This is a genomic window from Pseudomonas medicaginis, assembly GCF_965119365.1.
Classification (GTDB): Bacteria; Pseudomonadota; Gammaproteobacteria; order Pseudomonadales; family Pseudomonadaceae; genus Aquipseudomonas.
In genome coordinates this window covers 1,473,455-1,486,608 of sequence record NZ_OZ221631.1, presented here as the reverse complement: position 1 = coordinate 1,486,608, position 13,154 = coordinate 1,473,455, and the positions used below count along the sequence as shown (strand labels likewise).

11 protein-coding genes are annotated in these 13,154 nt (G+C 63.7%); all 11 read right to left on the bottom strand.

Features of this window, described 5'->3' with window-relative positions; genetic code table 11:
* Window positions 1-20: 20 nt before the first annotated feature.
* The 11 genes from ACMTA2_RS06450 to ACMTA2_RS06400 all read right to left on the bottom strand — a co-directional run bounded on the left by ACMTA2_RS06450 (window position 21) and on the right by ACMTA2_RS06400 (window position 12,968).
* Entirely contained in the window at window positions 21-566 is a 546-nt protein-coding gene (locus ACMTA2_RS06450; protein ID WP_413794178.1) for a hypothetical protein, read from the bottom strand.
* Between the two features lie 176 nt (window positions 567-742).
* Window positions 743-1,459 carry a TetR/AcrR family transcriptional regulator gene (locus ACMTA2_RS06445; RefSeq protein ID WP_413794177.1) on the bottom strand — a complete coding sequence of 239 codons (717 nt, stop codon included), beginning with the start codon at window positions 1,457-1,459 and terminating at the stop codon, window positions 743-745.
* A gap of 101 nt (window positions 1,460-1,560) precedes the next feature.
* Window positions 1,561-3,063: a lysine--tRNA ligase gene (gene lysS, locus ACMTA2_RS06440; protein WP_092223278.1), complete on the bottom strand. Its 1,503-nt coding sequence runs from the start codon at window positions 3,061-3,063 to the stop codon at window positions 1,561-1,563.
* A gap of 108 nt (window positions 3,064-3,171) precedes the next feature.
* Window positions 3,172-4,267 (bottom strand): peptide chain release factor 2 gene (gene prfB, locus ACMTA2_RS06435; protein ID WP_413794176.1). Its coding sequence is split into 2 segments (ribosomal slippage): window positions 3,172-4,194 and window positions 4,196-4,267, totalling 1,095 coding nucleotides; the frame shifts between segments, so codons are not numbered across the junction.
* 297 nt (window positions 4,268-4,564) lie between these two features.
* Window positions 4,565-5,566, bottom strand: coding sequence for a diguanylate cyclase domain-containing protein (locus ACMTA2_RS06430; RefSeq protein WP_413794175.1), 1,002 nt, complete (start codon window positions 5,564-5,566; stop codon window positions 4,565-4,567).
* A 45-nt stretch (window positions 5,567-5,611) separates the two neighbouring features.
* Window positions 5,612-6,622, bottom strand: coding sequence for a chemotaxis response regulator protein-glutamate methylesterase (locus ACMTA2_RS06425; RefSeq protein ID WP_413794174.1), 1,011 nt, complete (start codon window positions 6,620-6,622; stop codon window positions 5,612-5,614).
* Entirely contained in the window at window positions 6,619-8,883 is a 2,265-nt protein-coding gene (locus ACMTA2_RS06420) for a hybrid sensor histidine kinase/response regulator (protein WP_413794173.1), read from the bottom strand. Before ACMTA2_RS06420 ends, ACMTA2_RS06425 begins: the two co-directional genes overlap by 4 nt.
* Window positions 8,880-9,551, bottom strand: a complete 672-nt coding sequence (locus ACMTA2_RS06415) for a chemotaxis protein CheW (protein WP_413794172.1) — start codon at window positions 9,549-9,551, stop codon at window positions 8,880-8,882. The genes ACMTA2_RS06420 and ACMTA2_RS06415 overlap by 4 nt, the downstream gene beginning before the upstream one ends.
* On the bottom strand, window positions 9,548-10,813 hold the full coding sequence (locus tag ACMTA2_RS06410) for a CheR family methyltransferase (RefSeq protein WP_413794171.1): 1,266 nt from the start codon (window positions 10,811-10,813) through the stop codon (window positions 9,548-9,550). Before ACMTA2_RS06410 ends, ACMTA2_RS06415 begins: the two co-directional genes overlap by 4 nt.
* The gene (locus tag ACMTA2_RS06405) at window positions 10,810-11,346 is read right to left on the bottom strand and encodes a chemotaxis protein CheW (RefSeq protein WP_413794170.1); all 537 of its coding nucleotides are present in this window, start codon (window positions 11,344-11,346) and stop codon (window positions 10,810-10,812) included. Before ACMTA2_RS06405 ends, ACMTA2_RS06410 begins: the two co-directional genes overlap by 4 nt.
* Window positions 11,346-12,968, bottom strand: a complete 1,623-nt coding sequence (locus tag ACMTA2_RS06400; RefSeq protein WP_413794169.1) for a methyl-accepting chemotaxis protein — start codon at window positions 12,966-12,968, stop codon at window positions 11,346-11,348. Before ACMTA2_RS06400 ends, ACMTA2_RS06405 begins: the two co-directional genes overlap by 1 nt.
* Window positions 12,969-13,154 lie beyond the last annotated feature (186 nt).

Below are 13,154 nucleotides of genomic sequence, written 5' to 3'. Positions count from 1 at the left end.
AAAACGTCCGCTTTTAGCAATTATTGGGATTTGGCCAGCCGCTGGTAACGCACGGCTTCCGAGAACACATCGGAATTGGCCGGGTCGTCGAGGTAGCTGAAAACCGTGTTCATGTCGCTGTCCACCAACACACCATCGCCCTCCTCGCTCTGGTTCGGCTGGCCGCTGAGGCGCTTCTGGCCGATGGCCTGGTTGATCTGCTCCAGGTCCAGGTTGTAGATCACCAGCTCCTGTTTATCGGTCAACTCGAAACCGGCAATCAGGTAATGACCACCATAGCGGGCCGGCACCTTGGCCGACAGGTACCAGCGGCTGCCGTGACGGGAGACAGTCAGGGGAATGGCTTCGCGCTCATGGGGCTTGGAGCTGATGGCCTGGTAGCGGTGCTTGCCGACCTGCGTCAGCTCCAGGTTCAACGGTTCGCCCCAGGCATTGGTGCTGGTCCAGTGCCCGAGCAAGCCCGCGGGCGCGGCTTCGTTGTCAGGCAATGGCGCCTTGAACGACACCAGGCAGCCGCTGAGCAGCAGCAACGATACGGCCATTACAACGGCACGCCAGGCTTTCATTGGAACTCCCTATGGCAACTGTGGCGAGGGGATTTATCCCCGTTGGGCTGCGGAGCAGCCCCCTTGTAGTCAGCTCAGTTAGCCAGATGTACCAAGTTGGCTGGTTTTGGGGCCGCTTCGCAGCCCAACGGGGATAAATCCCCTCGCCACAAGGGGCTGCTGTAACCCAAAAAGGGTTACACCGACGCCAATACCAGGTGCATGTAGCGGGTCAGGATGCCAAGCATATCTTCATCGGCTATCGGCTCGGCGCCATTGAGCAAGCCCTGATATTCCATCCGTCCGATAATCGCCGTCAACACTTTGGCATCCTGTTGTGGGTCGCGGGAGCCCAATACCTGGAAAATCTGGCAGGTGCCCTGCAACAGGATCTGCTGATGGGAACGCACCAATTCCGCCAGTCGCGGGTTGAGCAGCGCTTCCTGGCGAAACGCCTGTTCGGCCATCAGATACTCGCGACGGTTATGCAATTGGTGCTGCACGTAGTCGGCGGTCAACCGTGCCATATCGTCCGCCAGTTGCGATCGGGATTGGGCACTGCCATCACCGTAGGCGACCATTTCCCGCAGCAGGCCTTCCTTGTTGGTCCACAACTTGGCCATGAACGCCGCACTGCGCTCCACGTATTGGGCGAAGGTATCGGTGAGCAGGTCATCGATGTCCTTGAAATAATACGTGGTGGCCGACAGCGGTACGCCCGCTTCGGCAGCCACCGCGCGGTGGCGGACCGCCCGCACGCCATCGCGCACGACAATGCGCATCGCCGCATCGAGAATCTCCTGGCGACGCTGCTCACTGCCCTGTCGGCTGGCCTTGCGGCCCTGGTACTGAACACTTTCAGCGACAGCCGTGGCGATGCCCGCTGCACCTTCTGAAGCCATTGCACGATTCACGACAGGTCTTCCTCGCTCTTTGAAAAAGTAACCAATTGATACGTTTGTACCAGACAGGCAATAAAAAGCCGCCCTTCCAGGCGGCTTTTTAGTAACAGCACTTACGCTTGAGGCCGCATATGCGGGAAGAGAATCACATCCCGGATCGACGGTGAGTTGGTCAACAACATCACCAGGCGATCGATGCCAATGCCTTCGCCAGCGGTCGGCGGCATGCCGTACTCCAGGGCGCGCACGAAGTCGGCATCGTAATGCATGGCTTCGTCGTCGCCGGCGTCCTTGTCAGCCACCTGGGCCATGAAACGCTCGGCCTGGTCTTCGGCATCGTTGAGCTCGGAGTAGGCGTTGGCGATTTCACGACCACCGATGAACAGCTCGAAACGGTCGGTCACGCTTGGGTTCTCGTCGTTGCGACGGGCCAGCGGCGACACTTCGAACGGGTACTGGGTGATGAAGTGCGGCTGCTCCAGCTTGTGCTCGACCAGCTCTTCGAAAATCATCACCTGCAGCTTGCCCAGGCCTTCGAAACCCAGGACCTTGGCGCCGGCCTTCTTGGCGATGGCGCGAGCCTTTTCGATGTCGTTCAGGTCATCGGCAGTCAGTTCAGGGTTGTACTTGAGGATCGAGTCGAACACCGACAGGCGCACGAACGGCTCGCCGAAGTGGAACACCTTGTCGCCGTACGGCACGTCGGTAGTCCCGAGAACAAGCTGCGCCAGCTCGCGGAACAGTTCCTCGGTCAGGTCCATGTTGTCTTCGTAGTCGGCGTAGGCCTGGTAGAACTCGAGCATGGTGAACTCGGGATTGTGCCGGGTCGAAACGCCTTCGTTACGGAAGTTGCGGTTGATCTCGAACACTTTCTCGAAGCCACCGACCACCAAGCGCTTGAGGTACAGCTCTGGCGCAATGCGCAGGAACATTTCCATGTCCAGGGCGTTGTGGTGGGTTTCGAACGGCTTGGCCGCCGCGCCGCCGGGGATGGTCTGCAGCATCGGCGTCTCGACTTCCAGGAAGTCACGCTTCATCAGGAAGCTGCGGATGTGGGCGATGACTTGCGAGCGCACACGGAACGTCTGGCGCACGTCCTCGTTGACGATCAGGTCGACGTAGCGCTGGCGGTAGCGCTGCTCGGTGTCGGTCAGGCCGTGGTGCTTGTCCGGCAACGGGCGCAGGGACTTGGTCAGCAGGCGCACGCTGGTCATCTCGACGTACAGGTCGCCCTTGCCGGAACGGGCCAGGGTGCCTTCGGCGGCGATGATGTCGCCCAGGTCCCAGGTCTTGACGGCAGCCAGGGTTTCTTCCGGCAGGGTCTTGCGATTGACGTAGACCTGGATGCGCCCGGTCATGTCCTGGATTACCATGAACGAACCACGATTGAGCATGATGCGACCGGCCACCTTGACTGGAATCGCCGCCTCGGCCAGCTCTTCCTTGGTCTTGTCCGCATACTGCTTCTGCAAGACGTCGCAGTAGGCGTCGCGGCGGAAGTCGTTGGGGAAGGCCTGGCCCTTGGCGCGCTCGGCAGCAAGCTTTTCCTTGCGCAGGGCGATCAGGGAGTTTTCTTCCTGTTGCAGGGCTTGCGGGTCGAGTTCTAGGTCGCTCATGTCTTTAAGGATTCCATCACAGGTTCGTTGCCCCCGGCCCGGGCCGGAGTTTGCGCACGAGCCGCGCTTCCGAGTGGAAGCGTGCTCGCCCGCCGCATGGGTGTCGCGTTACAGCCCTTGTTTGAGGCTGGCGATCAGGTATTCGTCGATGTCGCCGTCAAGCACCTTGTCGCAATCGCTGCGTTCGATGCTGGTGCGCAGGTCCTTGATCCGCGAGGCGTCGAGCACGTACGAACGGATCTGGTGACCCCAGCCGATGTCCGACTTGGTGTCTTCCAGCGCCTGGGACGCCGCGTTGCGCTTCTGCACTTCCTGCTCGTACAGGCGGGCCCGCAGCATCTTCATCGCGGTGTCTTTGTTGGCGTGCTGGGAGCGCTCGTTCTGGCAACTGACCACGGTGTTGGTCGGTACGTGGGTAATCCGTACGGCCGAGTCGGTGGTGTTGACGTGCTGGCCACCGGCCCCGGAGGAACGGTAGGTGTCGATGCGCAGGTCCGCCGGGTTGATCTCGATCTCGATGTTGTCATCGATTTCCGGCGAGACGAACACGGCCGAGAACGAGGTGTGACGGCGGTTGCCGGAGTCGAACGGGCTCTTGCGCACCAGGCGGTGCACGCCGATCTCGGTCCGCAGCCAGCCAAAGGCGTATTCGCCCTTGATGTGCACGGTGGCGCCCTTGATCCCGGCGACTTCACCGGCCGACAGCTCCATGATGGTGGCGTCGAAACCGCGTTTGTCAGCCCAGCGCAGGTACATGCGCAGCAGGATGTTGGCCCAGTCCTGGGCTTCGGTGCCGCCGGAACCGGCCTGGATGTCCAGGTAGGCGTTGTTCCTGTCCATCTCGCCGCTGAACATGCGACGGAATTCCAGCTTGGCGAGGTTCTCGTCGAGGCGTGTCAGCTCGGCGACGACATCGCCGACCGCGCCCTCATCGTTCTCTTCGACAGCCATGTCCAGCAGGTCGCGGCAATCGGCCAGGCCACTGGACAACTCGTCCAGGGTCTCGACGATCTGCGCCAGCGCAGAGCGCTCGCGGCCCAGTTCCTGGGCGTACGAAGGGTTGTTCCAGACATTCGGATCTTCAAGCTCGCGATTGACTTCGGTCAGGCGCTCATGCTTTTGATCGTAGTCAAAGATACCCCCGAATAGTTTCGGAGCGCTCGGACAGGTCCTTGATGGTGTTAAGGATCGGGTTGATTTCCATGGCGGGCAGCACTCGTTGGCGAACTTTTGAAAGCCGGCGAGTATAACGTAATCAAGCGCCAGCGGCAGCCCGCCTGGCGGCTTTAGGGACAATGAAATCAAGACCGAGCCTGGTGCACACCCCTGTGGCGAGGGGATTTAGCGAAACGTCGCACCGCCCCGTTGGGCTGCGAAGCAGCCCCAAATGCAGCCGACGCGTTTTGTCCGAAGCGCCGCAGGGTCCGATTCTGGGGGCCGCTTCGCAGCCCAGCGGGGGATAAATCCCCTCACCACAAAAGCGTCCATCATCGACCGAAGGTTATTCGATACCCACCCGATTACGCCCATTGTGCTTGGCCATGTACAACCCCTTGTCCGCCGCCGAGATCAGTTGTCGGCTATCGCCACCCTGCTGGGGGGTGAAGGTCGAGACGCCGATGCTGATGGTCAGGTTCTCGCCGCCGTCGGGCGTGGTGTGGGGGATTTTCAGGGCGACGACGCTCTGGCGCAGTTTCTCGGCCATCAGCCGGGCGCCACCCGGCGAGGTGCCGGGCAGGACCAGGGCGAATTCCTCGCCACCGTAGCGGGCCGGCAAGTCGGACGGTCGGCTGCACGCCTCGCGGATCGCCGTGGCGACCTTGCGCAAGGCTTCGTCGCCCTCCAGGTGACCGAAGTTGTCGTTGTAGGCCTTGAAGTAATCCACGTCGATCATCAGCAGCGACAGTTGGCTCTGGTCGCGCATCGCCCTGCGCCATTCCAGCTCCAGGTACTCGTCGAAGTGCCGGCGGTTGGACAGCCCGGTCAGGCCGTCGGAGTTCATCAACCGTTGCAGCACCAGGTTGGTGTCGAGCAGTTGCTGCTGGCTGACCCGCAGTGCCCGATAGGCCGCGTCGCGCTGCAACAGCATCATGTAGGAACGCGAGTGATAGCGGATGCGCGCCACCAGTTCGATGTTGTCCGGCAACTTGACCAGGTAATCGTTGGCCCCGGCGGCGAACGCCGCGCTCTTGACCAGCGGGTCCTCCTTGGTGGACAGGACAATGATCGGGATATCGCGAGTGGCCGGATGGTTACGGTACTCGCGCACCAGGCTCAGGCCGTCGAGGCCGGGCATCACCAGGTCCTGGAGAATCACGGTCGGCTTGATGCGCACCGCGTGGGCGATGGCCTGGTGTGGGTCGGAGCAGAAATGGAAGTCGATGTTGTCTTCATTCGACAACCCGCGCCGCACCGCCTCGCCGATCATCGCCTGGTCGTCGACGAGCAAGACCATCGCGGCGTTCTCATCGCGCTTGAATTCGTCGAGCTGCAAATCATTCATGGCGGCTTACCTGGGTACGGCCCGGGGCAACGCTGGCGGTTTTTTTCATGGGGTCACAATCTCCAACAGCCGAGGCGCAATGGCGTCCAAGGCCAGAATATGGACAGCGGCATCGAGGGCGGCCGCCGCCTTGGGCATGCCATACACCGCGCTGCTGCGCTGGTCCTGGGCGATGGTTACATAGCCCTGCTGACGCATGAGTTTAAGCCCTTGCGCACCATCGCGGCCCATGCCGGTGAGCAAAATACCCACAGCGTCACCGCTCCAGTACTGGGCGACACTTTCAAAAAATACGTCGATGGAGGGCCGGTAGATCTCGTTAACCGGTTCGGCGGTGTAGGCCAGGGTGCCGTCTTTCAACAACCGCAGATGATGATTGGTCCCAGCCAGTAGCACCGTGCCGCTTTGCGGCGTCTCGCCGTGCCGGGCCAGGCGCACCGTGTGGCCCGACACACTGCCCAGCCACTCGGCCATGCCCGCGGCGAACACTTCGTCTACATGCTGGACCAGCACGATGGCCGGGGCAAAGTCCCGGGGCAGGGCCTTGAGCAGCACCTCGAGCGCCGCCGGCCCGCCCGCCGACGACCCGATGGCCACCAGGCTCTTGCGCGACACCGCCGCACGCTGCGTTGCCGGCGCGGGTCGCTCACGCTTGTTGCGCTCACCGATCAGCCAGCCGATGTTGGTGATCTTGTGCAGCAGCGGCGCCGCCGCGTCCGCCGGGTTACCGACGCCCAGGGCCGGGGTGTCGACCACATCCAGCGCCCCATGGCCCATGGCCTCGAACACCCGGTGGACGTTCTGCTGGCTGTCCCCGGTGACAATCACGATCGCGCAGGGGCTGTCGGCCATGATCCGCCGAGTGGCCTCCACGCCATCCATGATCGGCATGAACAGGTCCATCAGGATCAGGTCCGGGGTGTATTCGGCGCAACGCTGCACCGCCTCGGCGCCGTTGGCGGCCACCCAGACCAGTTGATGCGCCGGTTCGAACGCCAGGGCGCGGCGCAGGGCTTCGACCGCCAGGGGCATGTCATTGACGATGGCGATCTTCAAGCGCGTGCCCCTCCGATCAATTCGACCACGGCGTCGAGCAAGGCGTCGTCGTGAAAACTCGCCTTGGCCAGATAATAGTCGGCGCCAGCGTCGAGGCCACGGCGGCGATCTTCTTCACGGTCCTTGTAGGACACCACCATCACCGGCAGCGATTGCAAGCGGTTGTCGCGCCGCAACAGCGACACCAGCTCGATGCCGTCCATCCGTGGCATGTCGATATCGGTGATCAACAAGTCGAAATCCTCCGAACGCAATGCATTCCAGCCATCCATGCCATCCACCGCCACCGCCACGTCATAGCCGCGATTGAGCAGCAACTTGCGTTGCAGCTCACGCACGGTCAGGGAATCGTCCACCACCAGGATCCGCTTGCGCGGGGCCTGGGCCTGGTTCTGCCGGGCGATACGCTCCAGGCGCCCGGTATCGAGCAACTTGTCCACCGAGCGCAGCAAGTCTTCGACATCGACAATCAACACCACCGAGCCATCGTCGAGCAAGGCCCCGGCGGAAATGTCCTGGACCTTGCCCAGGCGTTCGTCCAGCGGCAGGACCACCAGTGTTCGTTCGCCGATGAACCGCTCCACCGCCACGCCATAGATCGTCTCGCGCTCGCGGATGACCACGACCTTGAGGGTCTGGCTGCCGTTGTGCGCCGACGGGCGATTGAGCAACTGGCTGGCGGCGACCAAGCCGATATGCCGGCCTTCGTGCCAGAAATGCTGGCGCCCTTCGACCTGGACGATGTCGTCCGGCACCAGGTCGCACATGCGCTCGATGTGGGCCAGGGGAAAGGCGTACGCCTCATCGCCGACTTCCACCACCAGGCTGCGCACCACCGACAGCGTCAGCGGCACTTCGAGATGGAAGCGACTGCCTTGGCCCGCCGTCTGCTCCAGCAAGACCGCACCGCGCAACTGCCGGACCATGTGCTGGACGGCGTCCAGGCCGACGCCACGCCCGGACACTTCGGTGACCTGGTCGCGCAGGCTGAAACCGGGCAGGAACAGGAACGTCAGCAGTTCCTCTTCGCTCAGGCTGGCGGCGGTTGGCTCAGGGGAAAGGCCGCGCTCGACGATGCTGCGGCGCACCCGTTCCAGGTCCACCCCGGCGCCGTCGTCCGCCAATTCCAAGACCAGCAGACCAGCCTGATGGGAGGCGCGCAGGCGGATCACGCCTTCGCCAGGCTTGCCGGCCAGTATCCGTTGTTCCGGGGGTTCGATGCCGTGGTCCACGGCGTTGCGCAGCAAGTGGGTCAGTGGCGCTTCGAGCTTTTCCAGCACATCGCGGTCGACCTGGGTTTTCTCGCCTTCAATCTCCAGGCGCACCTGTTTGCCCAGGCTGCGGCCCAAATCGCGGACCATACGCACCTGACCCGAAAGCACATCGGCGAACGGCCGCATGCGACAGGCCAGTGCCGTGTCGTACAGCACCTGCGCCCGTTGACTGGCCTGCCAGGCAAACTCATCGAGCTCGGCGGTTTTCTGCGCCAGCAATTGCTGGGTTTCGGCGAGCAAGCGGCGGGCATCGCCAAGGGCTTCCTGGGCCTGCAGGCTCAGGGCGTGATCCTTGAGGTGCACGTTCAGTTCTTCAAGGGCCCGCAAACCCGTGCCTTGCTGGCGCTTGAGCCGCTGCATCGTCGCCAGCCAGGGCTTGAGGCGCTGGGTCTCCACCAAGGACTTGCTCGACAGGTCGAGCAGGCTGTTGAGGCGTTCGGCCGTGACCCGCAAGACCCGCTCGCCGCCTTCGGTGACCCGTTTGCGCTTGGGGTCCGGCTCCGTTGCCGGGGGCGGTTCCACTTCCGGCAGCTCGACGTGTAGCGGCTCGACGGGTGTCTCGACGCTTGGTAAGACCACTGCCGGGGCCTGTGGCGCGTTGGGGTCCAGCAGGCGCCCCATCAGCGCCACATAGGCATCGATGTCCGGAGCACCGACGTTGTTGCCCGGGGTGGCGATGCGCGTCAGCAGGTCAGTGCCTTGCAGCAAGGCGTCGATATGCTCGGCCCCCAAGACCAGGCGCCGCTCCTGGGCGCTGACCAGGCAATCCTCCATCACATGGGCCACGCTGACGCCGGCGTCCACCCCGACGATCCGCGCCGCGCCCTTGAGGGAATGGGCCGCGCGCATGCACGACTCGAGATAATCGGCCTGGGTCGGATCACGCTCCAGGGCCAGCAAGCCGGCGCTCAGCACCTGGACCTGGGCTTCGGCTTCCAGGCTGAACAGTTCCAGCAGCGAGGCGTCGCGCATCTGATCAGGGGTCATGACAGGCTCCGAGCCACGGCAGACAGCAGCTGTTCTTCATCCAGCCAGCGCAGGCTGCGGCCGTTATAGGGCAGCACGCCACGGGTGTACTTGCCCGCCGATGGCGAAGCGCTCGCCAGGATCCGTTCATCGATGGCGTGGATGCCGTCCACTTCGTCCACCGGCACCACCACCGGCCCGCCCTTGGCCGCGACAATCAACATGCGCGGCATGACCCGCGTACCGGCAACCGCCGGCGCGCCGGGCTCCAGGTCCAGCAGTTCCACCAGCGACAGGCAAGCCACCAGCGCCCCGCGCACATTCGCCACGCCCAGCAAGGCCCGTGAACGTTGGTGGGGCAACGAGTGGATCGGCTGCAACGGTGCCACTTCCACCAGACTGCGCGTGGTCAGGCCCAGCCATTCCTCACCGAGGCGGAACATCAACAGCGAGCGCGTGACAACATCATTGTCCACCGGGGCCAGGGACAAGTCCCGCTGATCCTGCGGCAAGGCATAACGGTCCAGCAGCCGGGTGGCGGCCGCCGAATACACCGAGCAATTGCGACAATGGATATGCTCGGCCAACAGCGGGCAGGATTTGTCGCCATGCACGCCGATGCGGTTCCAGCAATCGTCGATGGCCTGGGCATCGTCGTGGGTGACCTTGTATGAAGACGAACCGCTCATCGTTTGTGCTCACTGTCTGCCGTGCGCCCGCTGCGGGCGGCGCGTTCCTGCAATCGACGGGCTCCGGCCGCGTCTCCCTGGGAAGCCAGCAGCGCCGCCAGATGCACCAGGGCCTCGGCGTGTTGCGGTTCAAGATAAAGCGCCTTGCGATAAAAGCCCTGGGCTTCAAGGGCGCTGCCGGCCATGTCGCTGAGCAGGCCCAACCAATAGAAGACCTGGGCGTTCGGCGCATGGCTGCGCAAATACTCTTCGCACGCCGCACGGGCCTCGGCGCTTTTGCCGCCGTTGGCCAGGGCGGCGATATTGGCCAGCAAGGTCGTGGCATCGCTGCGCGGCGGTGGGGCAATCGGCGTGAGGTTCGTGGCAAACGGCCGCGGCCGGATCACCGGCGCAACAACCCGCGGCGGCGGCTGACGAACCGACAGTGGCGACGACACCAAGGCCGGCAACGGCTCCGGCTCGGGTGCCCCCTGGCGACTGAAGGCGAACGATTGGGCAATCCCGATCGAGCGCATGCCCAGGCGTCCCAACAAGCTGCCCTCGGCGGGGCCGATAAACAGCACGCCGTCCTGATGGGTCAGGCGCTTGAGCACCTCGAACACTTGCTGCTGGGTCGGCGGGTCGAAATAGATCAGCAGGTTGCGACAGAACACAAAGTCGTAGGGGGCCTCGTTCACCAGCAAGGCCGGATCCAGCAGGTTGCCCACTTGCAAACGCACCTGTTCGCGCACCCGCTCGCGCAGAAGGTACCCCTCGTCCGCGACGTCGAAATGCCGTTCGCGAAAACCCAGGTCGGCGCCACGGAAGGAGTTTCTGCCGTAACGCGCTTCCTTCGCCCGGGCCACCGACAGCGGACTGACGTCCAGGCCGTCCACCTTGAACTGATGTGGTCCCAGGCCTGCGTCGAGCAAGGCCATGGCGATGGAATAAGGTTCTTCGCCGGTGGAGCACGGCAAGCTGAGGATGCGCAGTGCACGCAGGTGCTTGATTTCGCCCAGGCGCTTGACGGCCAGCCTGGCGAGGGTCGCGAAGGATTCGGGATAGCGGAAGAACCAGGTCTCCGGGACGATCACCGCTTCGATCAGCGCCTGCTGCTCCGGGGCCGAATGCTGCAGGGCCTGCCAATATTCATCGGCGGTTCGCCCAGGCACGGCACTGATCCGTTGGCGCACGGCCCGCTCGATGATCGCGGTGCCGACGGAGGTCACATCGAGGCCGATGCGCGCCTTGAGGAAATCGAAAAACCGCTGGTCGTTGTTCATGGCGTTGCCCCGAGGTCGTCGGGGTCCAGCGGCGTCGCAGGAAACAGCAGCGCCCGAACGGACTCGTCGAGCAGGTCATTGACCCGCACCCATTGCAGCAACCCGTGGGCATCTTCGCGTACGGGGCCGAGGTACGGCGCCTGCCGATTGTCCAGGCCATAGGGTATGAAATCGGCCGGATCACAGCGCACGGTGTCGGTCGCCTGCTCCAGGATCAATCCCAGCACTTGCCCGGCTTGCTGCGCGTCGCCTTGATAGCGCACCAGCACCAGCCGCGTGCTGGTCCGGGGCTCGGCGCTCTGGCCGAATGTGAGGGCAGACAGGTCGATCACCGGCACCACGGCGCCACGCCAGGCAAACACCCCCGCCACCCAGGACGGCGCCCGGGCGATCGGCTTGAGGGGCAGGCGCGGCAGCACCTCCACCACATCGATGGCCTGCAGGGCGTAACGTTCGTTGCCGATGCAGAACACCAGGAACAACGACTGACGGGCCGTCGGTGCCGCGCCACGGCGGGTCTCGAGTTCGCCCATCAGACTTTGAAACGCGAGACGCCGCTGCGCAGCCCCACGGCGACCTGGCTCAGCTCGTCGATGGCGGAACTGGCCTGGCGCAGGGACTCCACGGTCTGGCTGCTGGCATCGCCCAGTTGTACCAGGGCGTGGTTGATCTGCTCGGCACCGGTGGCCTGGGCCTGCATGCCTTCGTTGACCATCAACACCCGCGGCGCCAAGGCCTGGACCTGATGGATGATCTGCGACAACTGCTCACCGACCTGCTGCACCTCGGCCATGCCCCGGCGCACTTCTTCGGAGAACTTGTCCATGCCCATCACACCGGCTGAGACGGCGGACTGGATCTCGCGCACCATCTGCTCGATGTCATAGGTCGCTACGGCCGTCTGGTCGGCCAGGCGCCGCACTTCCGTGGCCACCACGGCGAAACCGCGCCCGTACTCACCGGCCTTCTCGGCCTCGATGGCGGCGTTGAGGGACAACAGGTTGGTCTGGTCGGCCACTTTGACGATGGTCACCACCACCTGGTTGATGTTGCCGGCCTTCTCGTTGAGGATCGCCAGCTTGGCGTTCACCAGGTCGGCGGCGCCCATCACCGAGTGCATGGTGTCCTCCATGCGCGCCAGGCCTTGCTGGCCGGAGCCGGCGGCCACCGAGGCCTGGTCGGCGGCGGTGGACACCTCGGTCATGGTACGCACCAGGTCCCGGGAGGTGGCGGCGATTTCCCGGGACGTCGCGCCGATCTCGGTGGTGGTGGCGGCGGTTTCGGTGGCCGTGGCCTGTTGCTGGCGCGAGGTGGCGGCGATTTCGGTGACCGAGGTGGTGACCTGCACCGATGAGCGCTGGGCCTGGGACACCAGCGAGGTCAGCTCGGCCATCATGTCGTTGAAGCCGGTTTCCACGGCACCGAATTCGTCCTTGCGCGCCAGGTTCAGGCGCCCGCTCAGGTCGCCGCTGCGCATGACCTCGAGGATCTCAACGATGCGGTTCATCGGCCCCATGATCGCCCGCATCAACAACAGGCCACAGAATACGGCGACGATCAACGCGACCAAGAGCGACAGGCCCATGGCGACCTTGGCCGCCGTCACCGCGTCACCAATGGTCAGGGTGGCCTTTTCCGCCCGCTCGCGATTGCGCTCGATGATATGGTTCAAGTGCCCGCGGCCGTCGAGCCACGCCGTCGTCAGCTCGGTGTTCAGCGCCAGTCGCGCCCCTTCGTAATCCTTGCGCTGGTACAGGTCCAGGACCTTCGCCAGGGCCTTGTTGAAGTCCTGGTGATTGACCTCGAACTCGTCGAAAGAGACTTGGTCGGCCGGGTCCTGGATCAGTTTCTGGTAGTTCTGTATTTCTTCGCGCAGGTGCTGCTCGAAGCCCTGGTACCGGGCCTTGTCCTCGGCGGTGATCTCCCGGTGCCCCGAAAGGCCGACGATTTGCTGGGTCAGGACATAGCTGTCGACCCAGCCGCCGCGGATCATGGAACTGAAATACACCCCTGGCACTGCATCGGTCCGGACCTTTTCTTCACTGTCCTGGATCTTCAACAACCGTGAATACGAGACAACCACCATCAGCAGCATAATGGCGATGATCACCGCAAAACTCGCCAGGATGCGTTGGCGCAATGTCCAATTCTTCACAGTAAAACCTCAGGCACTTGAAAATGCTGGGGAGTATAGCCGAGGGCGCTGTGGCTTCTGTATGGCGGTGTGGGGTGATTTTGGCGAGGCGCAGGCCAGCTCCCACAGGAGATGCCTTGGAACCAGGACTATCGGACGGCACAAAACCAGTGTGGGAGCGGGCTTGCTCGCGAAGGCGGTGTGTCA